At 48.4% G+C, this 20,217-nt stretch carries 21 protein-coding genes; 7 read left to right on the forward strand and 14 right to left on the reverse strand.

What is annotated here, in order from left to right; translation table 11 throughout:
• Nucleotides 1–4: 4 nt before the first annotated feature.
• The 3 genes from nfsA to BZ167_RS07640 all read left to right on the forward strand — a co-directional run bounded on the left by nfsA (nucleotide 5) and on the right by BZ167_RS07640 (nucleotide 3,229).
• Entirely contained in the window at nucleotides 5–751 is a 747-nt protein-coding gene (gene nfsA, locus BZ167_RS07630; RefSeq protein ID WP_017419269.1) for an oxygen-insensitive NADPH nitroreductase, read from the forward strand.
• 160 nt (nucleotides 752–911) lie between these two features.
• The gene (locus BZ167_RS07635; RefSeq protein WP_042634829.1) at nucleotides 912–1,787 is read left to right on the forward strand and encodes a TetR/AcrR family transcriptional regulator; all 876 of its coding nucleotides are present in this window, start codon (nucleotides 912–914) and stop codon (nucleotides 1,785–1,787) included.
• Nucleotides 1,788–1,804: 17 nt separating this feature from the next.
• Nucleotides 1,805–3,229 (forward strand): MDR family MFS transporter, encoded by a 1,425-nt coding sequence (locus BZ167_RS07640; protein ID WP_007410276.1) that lies wholly within the window; start codon nucleotides 1,805–1,807, stop codon nucleotides 3,227–3,229.
• 41 nt (nucleotides 3,230–3,270) lie between these two features.
• Here the strand turns inward: BZ167_RS07640 and BZ167_RS07645 are convergent, their stop codons facing one another.
• The 4 genes from BZ167_RS07645 to BZ167_RS07660 are packed head-to-tail and all read right to left on the reverse strand — an operon-like array spanning nucleotide 3,271 to nucleotide 6,879.
• Nucleotides 3,271–4,215, reverse strand: a complete 945-nt coding sequence (locus BZ167_RS07645; RefSeq protein WP_061047178.1) for a siderophore ABC transporter substrate-binding protein — start codon at nucleotides 4,213–4,215, stop codon at nucleotides 3,271–3,273.
• Nucleotides 4,216–4,236: 21 nt separating this feature from the next.
• The gene (locus BZ167_RS07650) at nucleotides 4,237–4,995 is read right to left on the reverse strand and encodes an iron ABC transporter ATP-binding protein (protein WP_003156330.1); all 759 of its coding nucleotides are present in this window, start codon (nucleotides 4,993–4,995) and stop codon (nucleotides 4,237–4,239) included.
• Nucleotides 4,989–5,936: an iron chelate uptake ABC transporter family permease subunit gene (locus BZ167_RS07655; protein WP_014416905.1), complete on the reverse strand. Its 948-nt coding sequence runs from the start codon at nucleotides 5,934–5,936 to the stop codon at nucleotides 4,989–4,991. Before BZ167_RS07655 ends, BZ167_RS07650 begins: the two co-directional genes overlap by 7 nt.
• Nucleotides 5,926–6,879: an ABC transporter permease gene (locus tag BZ167_RS07660; protein WP_015239156.1), complete on the reverse strand. Its 954-nt coding sequence runs from the start codon at nucleotides 6,877–6,879 to the stop codon at nucleotides 5,926–5,928. The genes BZ167_RS07655 and BZ167_RS07660 overlap by 11 nt, the downstream gene beginning before the upstream one ends.
• 413 nt (nucleotides 6,880–7,292) lie before the next feature.
• On the opposite strand from BZ167_RS07660, the gene BZ167_RS07665 reads away from it, so the two are divergent.
• On the forward strand, nucleotides 7,293–8,657 hold the full coding sequence (locus BZ167_RS07665; protein ID WP_015239155.1) for an aspartate kinase: 1,365 nt from the start codon (nucleotides 7,293–7,295) through the stop codon (nucleotides 8,655–8,657).
• A 79-nt stretch (nucleotides 8,658–8,736) separates the two neighbouring features.
• Complete coding sequence (locus tag BZ167_RS07670; RefSeq protein ID WP_369878517.1) at nucleotides 8,737–8,847, forward strand: YjcZ family sporulation protein; 111 nt, start codon at nucleotides 8,737–8,739, stop codon at nucleotides 8,845–8,847.
• Nucleotides 8,848–8,994: 147 nt separating this feature from the next.
• On the opposite strand, the gene BZ167_RS07675 is transcribed toward BZ167_RS07670, so the two are convergent.
• The 4 genes from BZ167_RS07675 to BZ167_RS07690 form a co-directional block, all read right to left on the reverse strand.
• Nucleotides 8,995–9,114, reverse strand: a complete 120-nt coding sequence (locus BZ167_RS07675) for a phosphatase RapC inhibitor PhrC (RefSeq protein ID WP_003156334.1) — start codon at nucleotides 9,112–9,114, stop codon at nucleotides 8,995–8,997.
• Nucleotides 9,098–10,246: a Rap family tetratricopeptide repeat protein gene (locus tag BZ167_RS07680; RefSeq protein WP_007410270.1), complete on the reverse strand. Its 1,149-nt coding sequence runs from the start codon at nucleotides 10,244–10,246 to the stop codon at nucleotides 9,098–9,100. The genes BZ167_RS07675 and BZ167_RS07680 overlap by 17 nt, the downstream gene beginning before the upstream one ends.
• 152 nt (nucleotides 10,247–10,398) lie before the next feature.
• A complete protein-coding gene (locus BZ167_RS07685; protein WP_020955322.1) occupies nucleotides 10,399–11,832 on the reverse strand; it encodes a two-component system sensor histidine kinase YclK in 1,434 nt (477 codons plus the stop codon).
• Nucleotides 11,819–12,502 carry a two-component system response regulator YclJ gene (locus BZ167_RS07690; RefSeq protein ID WP_007410267.1) on the reverse strand — a complete coding sequence of 228 codons (684 nt, stop codon included), beginning with the start codon at nucleotides 12,500–12,502 and terminating at the stop codon, nucleotides 11,819–11,821. The genes BZ167_RS07685 and BZ167_RS07690 overlap by 14 nt, the downstream gene beginning before the upstream one ends.
• A gap of 212 nt (nucleotides 12,503–12,714) precedes the next feature.
• Between BZ167_RS07690 and BZ167_RS07695 the strand changes: the two genes are divergently transcribed.
• Both BZ167_RS07695 and BZ167_RS07700 read left to right on the forward strand, forming a co-directional pair.
• Entirely contained in the window at nucleotides 12,715–14,127 is a 1,413-nt protein-coding gene (locus BZ167_RS07695) for an ABC transporter permease (protein WP_053104586.1), read from the forward strand.
• A gap of 14 nt (nucleotides 14,128–14,141) precedes the next feature.
• On the forward strand, nucleotides 14,142–14,825 hold the full coding sequence (locus BZ167_RS07700) for an ABC transporter ATP-binding protein (RefSeq protein ID WP_033575085.1): 684 nt from the start codon (nucleotides 14,142–14,144) through the stop codon (nucleotides 14,823–14,825).
• A gap of 103 nt (nucleotides 14,826–14,928) precedes the next feature.
• Here the strand turns inward: BZ167_RS07700 and BZ167_RS07705 are convergent, their stop codons facing one another.
• From BZ167_RS07705 to BZ167_RS07730, 6 genes are read right to left on the reverse strand one after another with little or no spacing between them, the layout of a single operon-like run.
• Nucleotides 14,929–16,275 (reverse strand): MmgE/PrpD family protein, encoded by a 1,347-nt coding sequence (locus BZ167_RS07705; RefSeq protein ID WP_033575086.1) that lies wholly within the window; start codon nucleotides 16,273–16,275, stop codon nucleotides 14,929–14,931.
• The gene (locus BZ167_RS07710) at nucleotides 16,272–17,423 is read right to left on the reverse strand and encodes a M20 peptidase aminoacylase family protein (RefSeq protein ID WP_007410263.1); all 1,152 of its coding nucleotides are present in this window, start codon (nucleotides 17,421–17,423) and stop codon (nucleotides 16,272–16,274) included. Before BZ167_RS07710 ends, BZ167_RS07705 begins: the two co-directional genes overlap by 4 nt.
• A gap of 17 nt (nucleotides 17,424–17,440) precedes the next feature.
• A complete protein-coding gene (locus tag BZ167_RS07715; RefSeq protein WP_012116792.1) occupies nucleotides 17,441–18,190 on the reverse strand; it encodes an amino acid ABC transporter ATP-binding protein in 750 nt (249 codons plus the stop codon).
• Between the two features lie 13 nt (nucleotides 18,191–18,203).
• A complete protein-coding gene (locus BZ167_RS07720; RefSeq protein ID WP_007410261.1) occupies nucleotides 18,204–18,878 on the reverse strand; it encodes an amino acid ABC transporter permease in 675 nt (224 codons plus the stop codon).
• Nucleotides 18,879–18,900: 22 nt separating this feature from the next.
• Nucleotides 18,901–19,692: an amino acid ABC transporter substrate-binding protein gene (locus BZ167_RS07725; RefSeq protein ID WP_060675187.1), complete on the reverse strand. Its 792-nt coding sequence runs from the start codon at nucleotides 19,690–19,692 to the stop codon at nucleotides 18,901–18,903.
• Between the two features lie 28 nt (nucleotides 19,693–19,720).
• Nucleotides 19,721–20,212: a GNAT family N-acetyltransferase gene (locus BZ167_RS07730; protein WP_015388710.1), complete on the reverse strand. Its 492-nt coding sequence runs from the start codon at nucleotides 20,210–20,212 to the stop codon at nucleotides 19,721–19,723.
• Nucleotides 20,213–20,217 lie beyond the last annotated feature (5 nt).

Consider the following 20,217-nt stretch of genomic DNA (forward strand, 5'->3'; position numbering starts at 1 on the left):
TGACATGAACGAAGTCCTTCAAATATTAACAGACCACCGTTCCATCCGCAGCTACACAGATGAACCCGTATCGGATGAACAGCTGGACCTTATCATCCAAGCCGCTCAGGCAGCGCCGACTTCCATTAACGGCCAGCAATTTACCGTTATTGCGGTGAAAGATAAGGAACGGAAGAAAAAAATATCCGAATTGGCTGGCGGCCAGCCGTGGATTGACCAAGCGCCGGTTTTCCTTTTATTCTGCGCTGATTTTAACCGTGCCAAAATTGCGCTTGAAGAGTATAATGATACACCGCTTGAGATCACGAACGGTTTAGAGTCCGTCTTAGTCGGAGCCGTAGATGTCGGGATTGCGCTGGGTACGGCAACGGCTGCGGCTGAATCAATGGGACTCGGCACTGTGCCGATCGGCGCCGTGCGCGGCAAGCCGGACGAACTCATTGAATTGCTGAAACTTCCGAAATACGTTTTCCCGGTTTCCGGTCTCGTCATCGGCCATCCGGCAGACCGCTCCGCGAAAAAACCGCGTCTGCCGCAAGCAGCCGTTCTGCATCATGAAACGTATCAAGAAGAAGATGTAAGAACCCATATCGAGGCCTATGACAAGCAGATGTCCGAATACATGAAAAAACGCACCGACGGACAGGAAACGAGAAACTGGTCACAAGGCATCACCTCCTACTATAAGCAGCTTTATTATCCTCACATTCGTGAAATGCTTGAAAAACAAGGATTTAAGACGGATAAATAAGCGGATCAGCCTGCCGGAACACTCCGGCAGGTTTTTTCTGTTTCTCAAACAAAAGCGTTGACACTGTGTAAAAATTTTTGTTAATATTTTCATCATATACTCATTGGTTTTCTGTGAACCGATGGGTTTTCTATTGTGACGAAAGAAGGAATCTGGGCTTATGAATGATAAGAAAACGGATATTCTGCTGGCGGCAAGAAAGCTTTTTTCCGGGAAAAGCTTTTCGTCGGTTTCGATGCAGGCGATCGCAGAGGAGTGCAAAGTCTCCAAAGCATCTTTATATAAGCTGTTTGAATCAAAGGAAGACCTGCTGTTGGAGCTGCTCGACTTTAACCAGAAACAGATGGTAGCCGCGGCTTCATTATTGAATGAAGAAACAAGCCTCTCCCCTGAGGAACGGTTTGCCAAAAAACTGATGGCTGAGCTTGAAGGCTTCAGGCGCAATCAGCAATTTTTTAATATGCTGATGTACGGAAGCCCCTCTTCCATTAATGAGCGGGTAAAACGGCATATTCACAGGGCCCGCTCCACCTTTATCTGCTGGCATCGCGATTCACTGATTCAGACGTACGGCGAAGACATTATTCCTTATGTATGGGAGCTGGTGATCGTCCTGCAGGGGCTCCTGAGAGAATGCATCACGCTGATTAAGCTGGAAAAAGAACCGCTCGCCCTGGAGCCGCTCACGGAGTTTATCATCCGCCATCTCAATCTCATCGTCGAAAACAGGACAACCGAAACCGCTTTGCCTCAGGAGATGATTGACCTTTATACCGCCTCCGCTTCCTCATTTGAGCCGAAAGACAAAACCGTATTGCTGGCTGAAAGCCTGAAGGAACTGAAAGAAGCCGTCTCAGCCCTTCCGGAGGAAAAATATGACGCCGCAGGACTCGCTTCCGCTGCGGCTATGCTGGAGAAAGAATCAGCGGACAAACAGCCGCGAGATTTTCTTATAAAAGCGCTCATCGGTTATTTGGAGCAGGCCGGACCGCTGCACCAGCCGCTTGCAGCCGTTAAAACATTGCTCAAACTATAAAGAAAGAAGGAATCAGCTTGAATAAGAGTATTAAAACTGCACCATACAACCGCTCTGTCATTGTCGGGATTCTTTTGGCGGGTGCGTTCGTCGCCATTTTGAACCAGACACTGCTTATTACGGCGCTGCCGCACATTATGAATGACTTCAATATAGACGCCAACAAAGCGCAATGGCTGACAACGTCGTTTATGCTGACGAACGGGATTTTGATTCCGATTACCGCGTTTTTAATAGAGAAATTCACAAGCCGCACCCTCTTGATTTCCGCCATGAGTATTTTCACGGCGGGCACCATTGTCGGCGCATTCGCCCCGAACTTTCCGGTGCTCTTAACGGCCCGGATTATTCAGGCGGCCGGCGCCGGAATTATGTTGCCGCTCATGCAGACGGTATTTCTCACGATTTTCCCGATGGAAAAGCGCGGCCGCGCCATGGGTATGGTCGGCTTGGTTATTTCGTTCGCGCCGGCGATCGGCCCGACGCTTTCCGGATGGGCGGTCGAAGCATTCTCTTGGCGGTCTTTGTTTTATATTATCTTCCCGATCGCAGTCATCGATTTGCTTTTAGCGATTATTCTGATGAAAAACGTCACGACATTACGAGAAACACAGATTGATATTTTATCTGTGATCTTATCGACCCTCGGATTCGGCGGTCTGCTTTACGGCTTCTCAAGCGCCGGTTCATCAGGGTGGACCAGTACTGAAGTGCTGACTTCGCTGCTTGTCGGAGCGGTCGCGCTGATTTTCTTTATCGCAAGACAGATGAAGCTCAAAAAACCGATGCTGGAATTCCGTGTGTTTTCTTTCGGGATTTTCAGCCTGACCACCCTGCTCGGAACGCTTGTTTTCGCGCTGCTGATCGGAACGGAAACCATTCTCCCGCTTTACACGCAAAAAGTCCGGGGCGTATCCGCGTTTGATACCGGATTAATGCTTTTGCCGGGCGCGATTGTGATGGGGATGATGTCTCCGTTTATCGGCCGGGTGTTTGACAAAATCGGCGGAAAGGGCCTTGCGATGACCGGATTCTTCATCATCCTGCTCACGTCCCTGCCGTTTATGAATCTGACGGACTCGACGTCTCTCATTTGGATTGTCGTCGTTTATACCGCGCGGCTTTTGGGAACAGCCATGATTATGATGCCGGTGACGACAGCGGGTATCAACGCCCTGCCGCGCCACTTAATTCCGCACGGCACAGCCATGAACAATACCGTCCGACAAGTCGGCGGTTCTATCGGTACGGCGCTGCTAGTTTCCGTGATGAGCAGCCAGGCCGCGCACGCAAATGCGACAACTCCGGCAAACGCCGCCCTGCACGGCATGAATGCGGCATTTGTCGTAGCCGCCTGCATCGCGCTGGCCGGCTTCCTCCTATCTTTTATATTGAAGAAAAAACCGCGTCAGCCCGAGCAGCAGCAGGCCGTTACGCGGTAAACCAAAAAGAACCCGATCACATATGTGACCGGGTTCTTTTTTTACTTCTCGATTCCGTCTTTAACTTCTTTCACCATTTGCGCCATGGATTCCAGGCCGCCTCCTGATAAATACCATGTAGCTGAATCAAGGTAGACAACATGGTTGTTTTTCACGGCTTTCACCGATTTTACATAATCATTTTCAACCACTTGTTTTGTTGAAGATTTTGTGCCGATCGCTGTTCCGCGGTCAACGACAAACATATAATCAGGGTTTGTTTTGGCGATATATTCATAAGAAATGCTTTGTCCGTGCAATGAGGCTTCGATGTTTTTGTCAGCCGGTTTGACGCCGAACACATCATGAATGAAGCCGTATCTTGATTTAGATCCGAACGCGCTGATTTTGCCGTCGTTCGCCATCACCACTAACCCGTTTTTATCCGTGCTGCTTGTCTTTTTCTTCAGATCCGCAATGGATTTGTCAATTTTCGCAAGCTTATCTTTCACTTCATTTTCTTTGTTAAAGATTTTGCCGATCACATCGGTGTTGTGCTTGAATCTGTCAACGTAGTTTGTATAGTCATCATCAAGGTAAATCGTCGGCGCGATTTTTGAGAACTCTTTATAAGAATCAGATTGTCTGTGAGCGATAATGATTAAATCCGGGTCAATATCCGCGACTTTTTCAAAATCCGGTTCTTTTAAACCGCCTGTATTGGTGTATTTATCACTTTTATATGAAGATAAGTATTTTGGAATGTTTTGTTTCGGAAGCCCCGCCACATGATCCTGTAAACCCAGTTCATCCATCGTGTCCAGCATTCCGAAGTTGAATACGACGACTTTTTTCGGATTCTTCGGCACTTTGACGCCTTCTTTGTTCAGGTCATCTTTGATTGTGATTGTTTCTTTTGATTTGCCTGATGTTTTGTCCCCGTTTCCGCATGCAGAAACAACAAAAATCGTAACGAGCGCAATGAATAGCAATGCGAATTTTTTCATGATTTTCACCTCATCTGGTTTTTAAGAAAAGTACACACCGATCCGCTGACTGTCAATCTCTTGAATCGGGATGGTCATATCATAAATATCTTCAAGCACGGAGGTTTCAATGATCTCCTCCGCCGGCCCTTCTTTGACGATCCGGCCGTTTTTCAGTGCAACGATATGGTCTGAATATACGGATGCGAAGTTGATATCGTGAATCACTACGACGACCGTTTTTCCGAAGTCTTCCACAAGCCGCTTCAACAGCTTCATCATTTCAACGGAATGCTTCATATCTAAATTGTTCAGCGGCTCATCGAGAAAAATATAGTCCGTATCCTGAGCGATGATCATCGCGATAAACGCCCTCTGGCACTGGCCTCCGCTGAGCTGATCGAGATATTTATCCTTTAAGTCATCCAGCTTCATATAACTGAGTGCCTGGTTGATATGCACCCAATCTTCATCCGTCAGTTTCCCCTGGGAATACGGAAATCTGCCGAAGCTGACCAGGTCTTTAATCGTCAGCCTGATATTGATTTGGTTCGTCTGCTTCAGGATGCTGATTTTTTTTGCCAGATCGTTGCTTTTACAGGCCCCGATCTCTTGCCCGTCGACCGTGATTTCCCCGGAATCCGTCTTAATCAGCCGGCTCATGATAGACAGCAGCGTGCTTTTTCCCGCGCCGTTCGGACCGATAAATGAGGTGAGCCTGCCCTTTTGAATGGATAGAGACGTTTTCTCAAGGACGGTTTTCCCTCCGTATTGTTTGCTTACATTTTTGACCTCTACCATGATTTATTCTCCTTTAACAGCAGATAGATAAAATAAATCCCGCCGGCAAAATTAATGATGACGCTCAGCGTCGTGGAAAACGTGAACACTTTCTCCACGACGAACTGGCCCCCGACGAGCGCGACGATGCTGATCAGGACAGAACCCGCGATTAAATACGTGTGCCTGTAGGTTTTTAAAAACTCTCTCGCCAGATTGACGACAAGCAGTCCTAAAAACATAATCGGTCCGACAAGAGCCGTAGAGACAGACACAAGAATGGCGACGACAATGAGCATCTGTTTCACAAGCTTATCGTAATCAATCCCCAGGTTGACGGCGTGCTCCCTGCCGAGCGACAGCACGTCAAAAAACCGCGTGAACCGCCAGACATAAATGCCCGTCAGAAGAAAGACAGCACCGGCAAACCATAAAAGATCGGTGTTGATATTGTTAAAGCTGGCAAACATTTTGTCCTGAACAACCTGGAACTCATTCGGATCAATCAGCATCTGCATAAAGGATGACAGACTGTTGAACAGCGTGCCGAACACGACGCCGACAAGCAGAAGGAAAAACACGTTCCGCCCCTCGCCTTTAAACATGAGCTGATACAAAACGAGTGACAAGAGCACCATCAGCCCGACGGAGATGACGAAATTAAGATTTTTGTTCATCATGACGATATTCATTGAACCGAACAGGAACACGATGACGGTCTGAATGAGCATATACAGGGAATCGAGGCCTAAAATGCCCGGTGTCAGTATGCGGTTATTTGTAATCGTCTGGAAGATGACCGTCGAAAACGCGATCGCTCCTCCGGTGAGCATCATGGCAAGCACTTTGAAGCATCGTCTCGGCAGGGAGTATTCCCAATTGCCCAGTCCGTAGAACAGGAAGAATCCGATACATATCATGGCGAGCGCCGCCAGCAGCGTAATTTTTTTATTATGACTCATATGCTTTTCTCCTTAACAGCATATACAGGAAGATGCCGCTGCCGATAACACCGACCATCAGGCCGATGGAAATTTCGTACGGGAAGATAATCACTCTTCCCAAAATGTCGCAAAACAGCACAAAAACAGCGCCCAGCAGAGCGGTGTGAGGCAGGCTGCTCCTCAGGTTGTCCCCTTTGTAAATCGACACCATATTGGGAATGATCAAACCGAGAAACGGCAGCATCCCGACGGTCAGGATCACCAGTGAAGCGATGAGCGACACGATAATCAGACCGATATTAACGACGCGTTTGTATTTCAGGCCGAGATTGACGGAAAAGCTCTCTCCCATTCCCGCCACCGTAAATTTATCCGCATACACATAAGCGATGATCACCAGCGGGATACTCAGATATAAAAGCTCATACCGGCCTTTGACGACCAGTGAGAAATCTCCCTGCAGCCAAGACGACAGGTTTTGGATCAGGTCATATTTATATGCGATAAACGTGGCGATTGAGCTGACGATGTTCCCAAGCATTAAACCGACGAGAGGAATAAAAATCGCATCATTGAACTTGATTCTCTCGAGGATTTTCATGAAAAGGAAATTTCCCGCCAACGCGAAAACGAAAGCGATAGACATTTTCACAAGCGGACTCGCTGACGTAAAAAGCATTAATGAAATCAAAATTCCGAGCCTTGCCCAGTCCATCGTTCCCGCAGTCGTCGGCGATACAAATTTATTCCGGCTGATCTGCTGCATGATTAATCCGCAGATGCTCAGGCTCATGCCGGCGATGATAATGCTCACCAAACGCGGCAGCCGGCTGTCAAACAATGTACCTGCCTGTTCTTTATTTAAATGAAAAATATCCAGCGGCGACAAATCTTCTACACCGATAAATATAGAAGTACACGCCAAAACCGCCAGTAGCAAAAGTAAGTAACGTAGCTTCATGCTGCCTCCCTGCACCCATCACAAACGGTATGACTGATTGCCAAACAACTCCCATATATCCCACTCGTAATGATTATCATTATCAACGACAATTATAATCTTATCATCTTTCCAAGCGCAGTCAATACAGTTTTGCTTTCAAAAGCGGTCATCCGCGGGCCGTACACTAAATTGTCTTACAATCAGTCTATCAAGAATTTGCAGGATTTTCTATAACCTTCATTTGGCTGCTTATCATTTTTTGCACATGATGACACGCTTGAGGGAAACAAATCTGACAAACAGCGGCAAAATTCCTCCATGAAAATACAAATGTTCTCCCCACGTAGAAAAAATCCTTGATTTACATGTTTGAAAGAGAGATAATAAAAATTAAATTTGTGAGAAAATTTAAATATTAGGGGATGTAAATCATGAAAGTTGTAAAATTCGGAGGCAGCTCTCTTGCGTCAGGAGCCCAGCTTGAGAAAGTGTTTCAAATCGTGACGGCTGATCCCGCGCGGAAAGCCGTCGTCGTATCGGCGCCGGGAAAACGCTTCTCGGACGATACAAAGGTGACGGATCTGTTAATCCGCTGTGCGGAGCATTATTTGCAAAAAGGTGCAGCGCCCGAGCTTGCCGAAACGGTCATTGAACGGTACGCCGCCATCGCGCGTGAGCTGAACCTGGATTTCTCTATTATAGAAAGAATCCGCAGTGACCTATTCGCTCTTTTAAACAGCTGTAAAACCAATCCCAAACAATATATGGATGCGGTGAAGGCGAGCGGCGAGGACAACAACGCGAAGCTGATCGCAGCCTACTTCCGACGGCAGGGCGTGAAAGCGGAATACGTAAGTCCGAAAGAAGCGGGGCTGTTTGTGACGAATGAACCCGGAAGCGCGCAGGTGCTCCCTGAGTCTTATGATCATTTGTACCGTCTGAGAAACCGTGAAGGCTTGATCATTTTTCCGGGATTCTTCGGTTACACGAAGGAGCATGAGATTGTGACGTTTTCCAGGAGCGGTTCTGATATTACCGGCTCCATTCTCGCCAGCGGCTTAAAAGCCGACCTGTACGAAAACTTTACTGATGTGGACGCCGTCTATTCCGTCAACCCGTCAATCGTGCGGCATCCGAAAGAAATTAACGAACTGACGTATCGGGAAATGCGTGAGCTCTCCTATGCCGGATTTTCCGTTTTTCATGATGAAGCGCTGATTCCCGCATTTCGGGCCGGCATCCCCGTTCAGATTAAAAATACGAATAATCCGGATGCGAAAGGAACGCGGGTCGTCAGCAGCCGTGACAATACGAACGGGCCAGTCATCGGCATCGCAAGCGACACGGGCTTTTGCAGCATTTACATAAGCAAATATTTAATGAACCGGGAAATCGGTTTCGGCCGCAAAGCCCTTCACATTTTGGAGGAAGAAGGATTGACGTATGAACACGTTCCATCCGGCATTGACGACATCACGATCATCCTTCGGCACAATCAGATGGACTCAGAACTGGAACACAGGCTCGTCACCCGCCTGAAGCAGGAACTTCAAGCAGATGAAGTCACAGTCAGGCACAATCTGGCGCTGATTATGGTCGTCGGGGAAGCGATGCGCCATAATGTCGGCACAACCGCCAGGGCATCCAAAGCCCTGTCGGAAGCCGGCGTCAACATCGAGATGATCAATCAAGGGTCATCGGAAGTCAGCATGATGTTCGGAGTGAAAGAAGAACAGGAAAAACACGCGGTGCGTGCGCTGTATGACGAATTTTTCGCCGGAGTCTTACTCTCATAGGGCACCGCCTCTTTTTTCTCTTGTCCACTAATATCCCTTACAAAACAGCTTCTTTTACATATTGTATGGTATAGACAATATGGAGGTGAAGCTCATGTCAGGATATTCTGGAGTCAGCTCTTTCGCTTTGATCGTTGTTTTATTTATCCTGTTGATTATTGTAGGTACTGCCTTCGTTGGCGGTTTCTAAACATCACTCCGTCTATATGAGGACGCTGCGGGTTTTGACCTGCGGCGTTTTCTTTTGTTTTCCGCCGCTGTCCAAGTCCGGCCGCGCAAAAAAGACTGCCGAGAACATTCTCGGGCAGTCTTTTCCTTTGTTCAGGTTATTTTCTTCTCACGTCATTCCTCTTTCAGCTACATGGAATTCAGCCTGATCTGTCTGGCCTGCACCTGTCACTGTAAAAATCGCGGCGGCTGCTAAACAAATAACAAACCATTTAGATTTCAATTTCATACAAACCCTCACTCCTTTGTATTTGTTTCCTTGCCTCTTCGACTTTCAGAAAATAGTCAGAAGAAATTTTAAAGCAATTTTGTTCATAGTAATATTTAGCTGCTTCTAGTGCTAAATCCTCTATATCGGCGTATAAATTTTTATCTTCCAGGTAACGGAAACACGCGCTGATTGTTTCCTCATCCGGTTTCGCCTGATACAGAGCCTGCAGCCATTCGAATTTTACCGTATAAACGGGATCGTCTGTTTCTTTAGCATATTCATATCCCCGCTTGTGATATTCCGACGCTTTTTCTTTTTTTCCGAGTTTAAAGTAAATGAGTGTGATTAGAAAATATGCTTGAGGAAGAGAATTGACGATTCTTTGTGATTCAAATGTATCGACCGCCCGTTCAAAGTACGGAATCGCTTCGCCGATGCGGTCCTGATTGTAGTAGCACAGTCCGAGGTTATACAGCGCCCTCCCGACAAGCTGCGCTTTTTGTTCTTTTTCGGCCATTTGCAGAGCGTGCTGAAAATGTTTGGCCGCCTGTTCAAAGCGCCTTTCATCCATTAAATTGACGCCGAATACAAAATGGCATTGAATGATCCGGACGTTATATGTGTCCTGCTCTACGTAAATTTCATAAGCGTTTTTTATATGTATCAAAGAAAAATACGTTTGTTTCATATGATAATAAGCTTCGGCCACTTTAAAATAAAACTCTGCCCGTTCCACGTGGTCCGATACGAAGGCCAGTTTTTTCTCAGCTTGTTTATAATATGTAATCGCTGAGATAAATTCTCTTTTATCAAATTCAAACATGCCTTTGAAAAAGTTGACGTAATAATCGAGAAGCCCTTTGAGGCCGGCCTGGCTGTTATCAATGTTATCAAGAATTTCCGACAGGGTCGGCTGGTCTTCTATCTTCAGTTTTTCCAGCGGCTCCAAGTAGTCCAGCATCAGCTGATGGCGAAATTCCATGAGGGAATAATAAAGCACTAAGTTCGAATCAGGCTCCATATGGTCAAGCTCTTGTTTGATCTCGGCCTTCAAGATCTCCGCATCCGGCACGCTGAATGTTCTGATGTATCGATACCACTCGTTAATTTTCTGCCCGACTGCTGAAGAAGGAATTAACCCGCTCTTCATTCCTTCACCCTCCCCATCCAAGACCTGTTTACCAGTTATTTTATCACGTTTCCGTCTCTTTCCATCCCGAAAAACACGCAAACTTTGTTTCGGCAGAGCGCAATTTTCCGAGTGGAGTTAAAACAGACGGCGGCCAGACGGGACCGCCGCTTTCAAGATGATTCATGTTTCGTATTCAGCGGAAGGCGGATTGTAAAGGTCGTGCCTTTTCCTTTTTCGCTGTCAATATCTATCGTGCCCTTGTGCATTTCGACGAGCTGCCTGACGATGGACAGGCCGAGTCCGTATTCGCCGTATGCCGTATTCGTCCGGGACACGTCCGCCTTATAAAACCGCTCCCATATATGCTCAATTTCCTCTTTGGAGATGCCGATCCCGGTGTCTTCGATTTCAATCACCGTTTCTTTATAGCCTTCATACCCGCGCAGCGTGATGTCTCCCTTTTGCGTAAATTGAATGCTGTTTTTCGTGATGTTGACGAGAATCTGGATCAGCCTGTCATAATCGGCGAACACTTTGACGCCGTCCTCCACTTGAATTCGCAGTTGATTTTGTTTTTCCTCCGCCTGCTGATTGAGATGCTCTTTAATAATTTCAAACACCTCGATGAGCGGCAGACTGAGCTTGTCCAGTTTGATTTGCTGGGATCTGATTTTTTCATAATCCAGGTTTTCTTTCACGAGCCTGAGCATCCGCTTCGTTTCTTCGCTGATCAGCGAGAAGCATTTCTCTTTATCTTTTTCCGGGATGGTGTTGCTGTTAAGCCCCTCCACAAGTCCGTTAATGGTCGTCAAAGGCGTTCTCAGCTCATGGGAGACATCGGCGATAAATTGGCGCCTCCGTTTTTCGAGGCGGTCAATCTGCTCTCTCGATTGCTTCAGATTTTTGGCCATGGTGTTGAAATCAGACGCCAGCATGCCGATTTCATCGCCGCCGCTGTTCTTGAGCGAAATATCGTAATCACCGGATGCCACTTTTCCGGTCGCATCCCGCAATGTCTGAATCCGCTTGACGTGAAATTTAGATAAAAGCCAGCTCAGCAGAATCGTGATGATCAGGGTGCTGATGATCGCGTAAATCATATAGCGGTTGACCTGGCTGATCATCTGCTCGACCCCTCTGACGGGAGACACGAGCAGCACCGCGCCTTTAAATTGATCGTTGATAAAAAGCGGTTTTGCGACAAGCGATACTTCTAAGCCTTCCGTATTAAAACGGTTCATCTCCGCTCTGATCTGAACGGTTTTCCCTTGCTTCAGCATGTGCCACTCTTTACTTTTCAGCTTCTCGCGCGGCGGCATATCGTCAGGAAAAAAGTAAGGCCGCTGATGTTCATCAAAAATAATAAACCTGGTCTCGCGCGTTTTTAACATGTCCTGATACGGATACAGGCGGCGCAGATCAAGCTCGCGGCCGTTCAGCTCACTTGTGATCTGCTGGGCGTAAGATGACAGCTCATCCACTTTATTTTGATACGCAAAATCTTTCACAAAGTGCGAAAACAGGGAAATGATGATGAAAAAGGCCAAAATCAAAATGCTGACATGACTTAACAGCAGCTGATATAAGTATTTAATCCTCATCAAATTTGTATCCTACCCCCCACACCGTGTATAAAAACGGTTTTTCCTCACTGGACAGTTTTTTGCGCAGCCGTTTAATATGAACATCAACCGTACGTTCATCGCCGTAAAATTGATAGCCCCACACCTGCTCAAGCAGCTGCTCTCTCGAAAAAACCTGGCGCGGGTTTTGTGCGAGATAAAAGAGCAGATCGAATTCCTTCGGCGTCAGATTCTCGACAGGTTTTCCGTGCAGAAACACTTCCCGCGTCTTCTTATTGATTGAAAAACACGCCGTTTCGATCAAGTCGTCGCTTTTAACGGCCTGCCCCGTCGCCCGGTATCTTCTGATCACCGCTTTAATCCGCGCTACTAGCGTCAGCGGGCTGAACGGCTTGGTGACATAGTCGTCCGCCCCCATTTCAAACCCGATCACCTGATCAGACTCCGTGTCCTTTGCGGTCAGCATAATAATCGGCACACTGCTCGTCTCTCTTATTTTCCGGCAGATCGTCACTCCGTCCATGGATGGAAGCATAATGTCCAGAATGACCAAATCCCAGTCCTCTTCCGTGAAACGCTGATAGCCTTCCACTCCGTCATGGACAAATTCGGCTTCAAATCCTTCTTTAAAAAAGAACATTTCCGTCATGGTGCATACGCTTATATTGTCTTCTATCATTAATATCTTCATTGGTTCCTCCGCTTATCTTCACGCTTTTTCTTATAATAGCACCATTTTACCCGGGTGTTTTCGGGTTTCACAATTGTTAGTTTTTATTTCATCACCCGGAAATAGTTTGTTCATATTTTTTTCATACATTTCTCCTACTATATACATATCGGATGGCCGGTGCTAAAGAAGGCCGGTTTTACAAGATCTGACACCCACACGGAGGAACAGACATGAACTTTATAAAAAGAGCCTTTTGGAGCATGAAGGCAAAAAAGGGAAAAACATTTTTGCAGCTGGTTGTGTTTTCAGTGATTTGCATTTTTGTCCTGTCCGGTCTTACGATCCAGTCAGCGGCAAAGAAATCAAGCGAACTGGCAAGGCAGCAGCTCGGCGGGAGCGTCACACTCCAGGCTGACCGCCAAAAGCAAATGGCGCAGCAGCAAAAAGACGGTGAAAAGAGGACGTTTGAATCAACGCCGATTTCCGTCTCAGATGCCAAGAAGCTTACATCTTTACAGCATGTTAAAAATTACAACTTCCTCACGACAGCGTCAGCAAATGCAGAAAGCTTTGACGCGATAAAAAGCTCAGGCGAATCAGCCGATAACCGTTCCGGCGCCGGCCGTTTTCAAGGCGGCGGAAGACAGATGATTTCAGCTGATATCTCGATCGAAGGCGTGCTCTCTACGGCATTGCTTGATGATTTCACAGGCGGGAGCTCAAAAATCACTGACGGACGCGCCATCACAAAAACAGATGAGAACGCAAAAGTCGCCGTGATTAATGAAACGCTGGCAGATCAAAACAAACTGAAGGTCGGCGGCTCCATTACCGTTTCCTCAGCAGCGGATGATTCTGTGAAAACGAAGCTTAAAATTGTGGGAATCTATAAAACAACATCATCAGGAGACGATCAGGCACAGCATTTTTCATTCTTAAATCCTGACAATAAAATCTATACGCCTTACACCGCCGCGGCGGCGTTAAAAGGGTCTGATAACAAAAACAAAATCAGCTCAGCTGTTTATTATATGGATGATGCCAAATATATTGACTCATTCGTTGCGGCTGCGAAAAAAACATCTATAGATGATAAAACCTACGCGCTGACGACAAATGATCAGGTGTATCAGCAAATGGTCGGCCCGATTGAAAATGTCGCGTCATTTTCTAAAAACGTGGTATACCTTGTATCCATCGCGGGCGCGGTCATTCTCGGGTTGATCGTGATGATGTCGATCAGGGAACGCAAGTATGAAATGGGTGTCTTGATGGCGATCGGCGAAAAGCGCTGGAAGCTCATCGGACAATTCTTAACGGAAATTCTGGTTGTCGCCGTTATTGCCATCGGGATCGCATCCGTCACGGGCAGCCTTGTGGCGAATCAGCTCGGAAATCAGCTTCTTTCCCAGCAGGTCAGCTCAGCCGATGATTCACAGCAGCAAACAAGCGGCTGGGGCGGCATGTTCGGTCAGCATTCATCCGGCGCGGATGTCATCAGTACAATGCAGGTAAACGTCTCGCTGAATGACCTTCTGATTCTTGGCGGGATCGGCGTCGCAATTGCCGTCATCGCCACATTACTGCCGTCTGTATCAGTCATGCGGCTTCACCCTAAAACGATCCTGACCAAGCAGGAATAAGAGGAGGCAGCATAATGAGCCTATTAACCTTTCAACAGACCGGCTACTGGTACCAAGATAAATCACAGCCGCTGTTTCAGGATATAACGATCAGCTTTGAAAAAGGGAAGTTTTATACAATTGCCGGCGCCTCCGGAACGGGGAAAACAACGTTTTTGTCTCTGGCGGGCGGCCTTGACACACCTAAAGAGGGAAGCATCCTTTATAACGGAAAAGACATCTCCAAAATCGGATTAACCAAATTCAGAAATCAATATGTCTCTATCGTCTTTCAATCTTATCATCTGATCCCGTATATGACGGCGCTCCAGAATGTCACAACGGCGATGGAGATCACCGGCTCTAAGGAGAACAGCAAAGATGCGTTCGCGCTCAGCATGCTGAAAAAAGTCGGCATCACCGAACAGCAGGCCCGTCAGCGGGTGCTGACATTAAGCGGCGGACAGCAGCAGCGCGTTTCAATTGCGCGGGCTTTCAGCTGTAACACGGATTTGATTTGCGCGGACGAGCCGACGGGAAATCTCGACGAGGATACGTCAAAGGAAATCGTCCGGCTCTTTCAGGATCTGGCGCATAAAGACGGCAAATGCGTCATCATGGTTACGCACGACGAACAAATTGCCAAAGTTTCGGATATCAACATCCGCTTATCAAGAGGAAGTTTCACGGTTAAAGAAAACGGCACGGCCGTTTCCTGATACCGCGCCCCTGCCAGCGCAGACAGGGGCGCACCCTATATCCCCCTATTCAATAGAAGTGAACGTAAAAAGAGCGAGGGCTGCATCCCCTCGCTCTTTTTATTTATATCAGCTGTAAATAACGGTCCATATTTGATTGTCCGGCTGCTTTGATCAATTCTTCCGCCTTTTTCTCTTCTCCCGGCAAAGCGAGCCGGAGTTTGTCTTCAATGTCTTTTTCAGAAAGACCGTTTCCCGGCGCTCCCTTCGGACAGTCGATACGTGTTTCATAGACATGACCGCCGGTAGCCGTGACCCGCACAATTGTAAAACGGCCCTTCGGAACGGCGTTTTCAGCCGGCTGAATTTGGTCATCGCAACTGCGGTGAATCAGCTCAAATCCTTTTTGAAGGGATTCCGGAATCGGCGCGGATGTGAAATGTTCAACTGAAAAATCCTTACCGTGCAAAGCTAAGGTGATCACATATTCCACGCTGAATCTCCCCGCTTCGCCTGTTTTCGGACGCCGTTCTGTCAATGCGGCGTCACCGCCCGGCGGATAAATCACGTCGATCCGTTCCGTTTGGCCGAAAGTGAGACCATGTTCGGCCTTCAGCTTGAGAATGGCGTCCGCCGCATGATGAGCCGCCGAGCAAAACGGATAAACCTTAAACCAAAGTCCCGGGCTCACAATCCGCCAAGGTTTTCCCCACCCGCTTACAAGGAGGGTTTCTGCCCGTTCAAGATCGCCGTACAGTCCGAAAAAACCTTTCTCCCCGTCGAGCGCATGAACTGAGCCGCCGATACCGGCCTTTGCAAGCTGCACGGCGAACAACCCGGCTTGAGCGGCCAGTCCGGCGTGGAGCGGCTTCATTTCTGTCCCGAATTGCACTCTCATGCCTCCGGAGCGGGCAGCCGCAAACCCGATTGCTTTCTGCAATTGGGTTTGATTCAGATTCTCCGCGAATCCGACGGCGCATGCGGCCGCAATGGCACCTAACGTTCCTGTATTGTGCCAGCCTTTCTCGTAATGATGCCTTCCAGCTGACTCGCCGAGCCGCGCCATCACTTCGATTCCCGTCACATAAGCACCGAGAAAACGGCTTTTGTCTATACGGCCGGCTGATGCGGCTGCAATCAAAGCCGGAAGGATGACTGCGCTCGGATGTCCTCTTACATCAGAATGAACATCGTCAAAATCAAGCGCATGTGCGATGAATCCGTTAATGAGCGCGGATTGGGACGGCGTGGTTTTCTGATTTCTGCCGATAAGCGGCGCTATCGGCACCCCGCCTTCTTCTTCGGCCAGTTTTACCAGCTTTTCAACTCCTTTATCCCGTCTCCCCGCAAAAGCTGCCGCTGTAAAATCAAGCAGTCCTTTGCGCGCTTCTTTCATCGCTTCAGCGGATGTTTCCGGCACAGACGACATGACGGCCTGAGCAAGCCCGGCCGTCAGATTTTCCGTATTCATTCCGTCTGCTCCAATACGTTGACGGCAAGCCGGGCGAAAAACTCAGCCGCTGCCGGGAGCGCTTTTTCGTCGAGTGTGAAGGCGGGATGGTGCCATTCTTCCGTTCCGTTTGTTCCCATCCAGACGAAGAAGCCGGGGATTTTTTCTTGATATAATGCGAAGTCTTCCCCGCCGGGCGACTGTTCTGCCCGAACGGTCTGAAGCCCGAGGCTTTCAGCCGTTTGTTCCGCCGCCTGGATGAAACGGGCGTCGTTCATCACTGACGGAAGGTAAGGATACCAGCGGAAATCAGCCTCTGCCCCGAATCCGGCCGCGATTCCTTCGGCAACCCGCTTCATATGTTTCGGAACAGCGTCACGCGCTTCCTTTTGAAACGTCCGGACGGTGCCTTCCATTTCAACATGGTCCGGGATGACATTCCAAGAGCTGCCGCCCTGAACTCTTGTGATGCTGACGACGGCATTATAAAGCGAGCTGATATTTCTGCTGACAACTGATTGCAGGCCGCCGATGATCTGTCCTGCCGCCTGAATCGGATCAATGCTGTTATCAGGGATTCCGGCGTGGCCGCCTTTTCCTTTAACAGTGATTTCAAAGCGGTCGACACTCGCCATCAGCGGGCCTTCTTTCAGACCGACCGTGCCGACGGGGAGGTCAGGTTTGTTATGCATGCCGAATATCGCCGATACACCGTCAAGCGCGCCGGCTTCAATGACCTGTCTTGCTCCGGCGGCGATTTCTTCCGCGGGCTGAAAAATAAACCGCACCGTTCCTTTCAGCTCATGCTTTCTCTCATTTAATAAAAAAGCCGTGCCGAGGATAGATGCCGTATGGAAATCATGGCCGCAGGCGTGCATCACGCCGCTGTTACGCGAAGCAAACGGAAGGTTTGTTTTCTCTTCGATCGGCAGTGCGTCGATGTCCGCTCTGACGGCGATGACGGGGCCGCTTTTGTCTCCTTTGATTTCAGCGATCACTCCGGTTTGAAGTTTCGGCATATCAAGAACCGTGATTCCTTCTTCCTCCAGCCAGCGGCGGATTTTATTCGTCGTTTCGTATTCCTCGCCTGACAGCTCAGGGTGTTCATGAAGGTCGCGGCGGATATTGATTAAACGTTTGTTTAATGATTCATACGTTTCATTTGCCATTTCTTCTTCTTCCCTTCTTAGACAAGTTCGGCGGGCTCTCCCACTTGCTTAATGAATTTTTTCGTCCGTTCGTTCTGCGGATTGTCAAACAGCTCTTCCGGCGTTCCCTGTTCGATGATGCGTCCGTCCGCCATAAATATGACCTTGTCGGCCACTTCACGAGCAAAAGCCATCTCATGCGTGACGATGATCATGGTTGTCTGTTTTTCGGCAATTGATTTGATGACTTGGAGCACCCCGGCTACAAGCTCAGGGTCAAGGGCCGAAGTCGGTTCATCCAGTAAAATCGCGTGAGGATCAACGGCCAAGGCACGCGCAATCCCGATCCGCTGCTGCTGCCCGCCTGACATCGTAATCGGGTAGCTGTCCGCTTTGTGTTCTAAACCGACTTGCCGCAACAGATCCATACCGATCTGTTCCGCTTCTTTTCTCGGTTTCTTTTGCGCGGTGATCAGCGCCTCTGTCACATTTTGCAGGGCGGTTTTGTTTTTGAACAGGTTGTAATTCTGAAACACCATCGCCGTCTGCTGGCGAAGCTTATGAACGTCTTTGCGCGAATAGGACGCTGCATTCAGCTTTGCATCACCGATTTCAATGATTCCGTCATCCGGGCGCTCCAGCAGATTCAAACAACGGAGGAGCGTTGATTTTCCCGAGCCTGACGGGCCGATGATGGCCGTGACTTCGCCGCTTTTGATCTCAAGATCGATCCCGTCAAGTACGGTAAGGTCTTTAAATGCTTTTCGAATATGTCTGACTTGTATCATCCTGAGCCTCCTCCTATGTGCGATAAGGCTTGCTGATCGCCCGTTCGAGCAGATCCTGCAGCACACTGTAAATAATCGTAAGAATCCAGTACATGACCGCGACGGCTAAATACGTCTCAAAATATTTGAGGTTGCCTGATGCGTACATTTTTCCTTGGGCGAACATTTCCATCACTCCTAATGTAAAGGCGAGCGATGTTTCTTTTAACAGGCCGATAAACGTATTTCCCGTCGCGGGAAGCGCGTTTCTGACGGCTTGCGGGAAAATGATCCGTCTGTACGCCTGGGATTTTGTCATTCCGACAGACAGACAGGCTTCAAGCTGCCCCTCATCGACTGAGTTGAGCGCCGCGCGGAAGATTTCAGCCAAGTAGGCGGCATTCTTCAGGCTTAACCCGATAATCGCCGCAGTTAACGCCGTCATCTTGCTCATTCCGGGAAACAGCTGAGGCAGGCCGTAATAAATTAAGAAAAGCTGGACGAGCGTCGGCACGCCCCGGAAAAATGAAATATACACCTTTGACAGCTGGTGAAGCACAGGAACACGATTTTTTGTGATAAGCGCTAATATAAGGCCGCCGATCACGGCAAATACCATGGCTGCGACGGCCATTAGTAATGTGATCGGCAAGGCTTCGATTAACGCGGGAAAAGCTGAAAACATAAATCCCCAATCAATGCTGTTCATTCTCGATTTTCACCGCCGTTTCTTAATGCTTTGCTTCTGTTGTGATATCTTCTTTAAAGTACTTTTCAGACAGCTTTTTCAGCGTGCCTTCTTTTCGCAGGTTTTCAATGGCTTTGTTTACTTTTTTGCGGATTTTATCGTGAGCCGCATCTTTCGCAAACGGGAAAGCGACTTTTTCATAGACAATCGGGTCTCCTGCTAATTTCAGAGGCAGACCGGTCTTTTTGATCTGGGCGATCAGGACGCTGCGGCTGTTTACATAAGCGTCAACCCGTCCGTAAGCCACGTCTTTCAGCGTGCCTTCTTGTGTTTCATATGTTTTTATGTTGATTTTTTTATCCGGGTCCTTGCTCTCAAGGTTTTTCGCGTGGTTTGAGCCCAGAACGGCCGCCACTGTTTTTCCTTTTAGATCGTTGACTGATTTGATGTCTTTGTTATCGTTTTTGACGACGATTTGAGTGCCCGCATACGAATACGGTTCTGTGAAGTTATACGTTTTCTTGCGTTCGTCCGTGACAGCGACCTGGTTAGAGATGGTGTCGAGTTTGCCGGTCTGGAGCTCTCCCATCAGACCGCTGAATTCAAGCAGCTTCCAGTCCAGTTTCATGTTGATTTTTTTTGCGACGGCTTCCATGACATCCACGTCAAAGCCGGTCAGCTTGCCGTTTTCTTTATATGCGAACGGATAGCTTTGTCCCGTGGCGCCGACATGCAGTACGTTATCGCCGCCTTCGCTTTCTTTTCCGTTTCCGCATGCTGATAAGACCGCCAAAAGTGCGGCAGACAGCAGCAAAGCCCATGTTTTCTTCTTCATTGAAATCCCGCCTTTTCCTATTAGAATGTTAATCCTGCAATTGTTTTTTCAAATAAATGGTGATGTGCCCTTTTCCTAAGTCCTTTTCGCCTGCACGGACGTAGCCTTTCCGCTCGTACATGCCGATCAGCCACGGATGCTTATCCGCTGTGCCCAGTGACACGAAAGGCGCTTTTAATGTGTCGCGGAGCACTGTATTCTCCAGCCACTCCAGCATGTCTGAGCCCGTCCCTTTTTTTCCGGTTTCAGGATCGACGGCAAACCACCAAATATGAGGAACACCGTACGGCCCGGGATTCGGCCCCCACGGCATCCGCAGAGAAATCGTCGCCAGAATCCGGCCGTCTTCCTCCAAAACGTAACAGGCGTTTTTTTGTATGTTAGTTAATACGAGTTCTTTATCCGCCGTGGCAGCGGCAAAGTTGATGCCGAGCTTGCGGATCGGTTCATACGCCCGCAGTGTCAGTGAAAGCAGCTCATCAGCGTCTGCCTCCGTTGCGAGCCGGTATTGTCTTGACATGATGA

It is taken from the genome of Bacillus sp. 275, assembly GCF_001999205.1.
GTDB lineage: Bacteria > Bacillota > Bacilli > Bacillales > Bacillaceae > Bacillus > Bacillus velezensis.

Coding starts and splice junctions, on each gene's coding strand:
- nfsA (WP_017419269.1), top strand. CDS start 5: ATGAACGAAGTCCTTCAAATATTAACAGACCACCGTTCCATCCGCAGC.
- BZ167_RS07635 (WP_042634829.1), top strand. CDS start 912: ATGAATGATAAGAAAACGGATATTCTGCTGGCGGCAAGAAAGCTTTTT.
- BZ167_RS07645 (WP_061047178.1), bottom strand. CDS start 4,215: ATGAAAAAATTCGCATTGCTATTCATTGCGCTCGTTACGATTTTTGTT.
- BZ167_RS07650 (WP_003156330.1), bottom strand. CDS start 4,995: ATGGTAGAGGTCAAAAATGTAAGCAAACAATACGGAGGGAAAACCGTC.
- BZ167_RS07655 (WP_014416905.1), bottom strand. CDS start 5,936: ATGAGTCATAATAAAAAAATTACGCTGCTGGCGGCGCTCGCCATGATA.
- BZ167_RS07660 (WP_015239156.1), bottom strand. CDS start 6,879: ATGAAGCTACGTTACTTACTTTTGCTACTGGCGGTTTTGGCGTGTACT.
- BZ167_RS07665 (WP_015239155.1), top strand. CDS start 7,293: ATGAAAGTTGTAAAATTCGGAGGCAGCTCTCTTGCGTCAGGAGCCCAG.
- BZ167_RS07670 (WP_369878517.1), top strand. CDS start 8,737: ATGGAGGTGAAGCTCATGTCAGGATATTCTGGAGTCAGCTCTTTCGCT.
- BZ167_RS07675 (WP_003156334.1), bottom strand. CDS start 9,114: ATGAAATTGAAATCTAAATGGTTTGTTATTTGTTTAGCAGCCGCCGCG.
- BZ167_RS07680 (WP_007410270.1), bottom strand. CDS start 10,246: ATGAAGAGCGGGTTAATTCCTTCTTCAGCAGTCGGGCAGAAAATTAAC.
- BZ167_RS07690 (WP_007410267.1), bottom strand. CDS start 12,502: ATGAAGATATTAATGATAGAAGACAATATAAGCGTATGCACCATGACG.
- BZ167_RS07695 (WP_053104586.1), top strand. CDS start 12,715: ATGAACTTTATAAAAAGAGCCTTTTGGAGCATGAAGGCAAAAAAGGGA.
- BZ167_RS07700 (WP_033575085.1), top strand. CDS start 14,142: ATGAGCCTATTAACCTTTCAACAGACCGGCTACTGGTACCAAGATAAA.
- BZ167_RS07705 (WP_033575086.1), bottom strand. CDS start 16,275: ATGAATACGGAAAATCTGACGGCCGGGCTTGCTCAGGCCGTCATGTCG.
- BZ167_RS07710 (WP_007410263.1), bottom strand. CDS start 17,423: ATGGCAAATGAAACGTATGAATCATTAAACAAACGTTTAATCAATATC.
- BZ167_RS07715 (WP_012116792.1), bottom strand. CDS start 18,190: ATGATACAAGTCAGACATATTCGAAAAGCATTTAAAGACCTTACCGTA.
- BZ167_RS07720 (WP_007410261.1), bottom strand. CDS start 18,878: ATGAACAGCATTGATTGGGGATTTATGTTTTCAGCTTTTCCCGCGTTA.
- BZ167_RS07725 (WP_060675187.1), bottom strand. CDS start 19,692: ATGAAGAAGAAAACATGGGCTTTGCTGCTGTCTGCCGCACTTTTGGCG.
- BZ167_RS07730 (WP_015388710.1), bottom strand. CDS start 20,212: ATGTCAAGACAATACCGGCTCGCAACGGAGGCAGACGCTGATGAGCTG.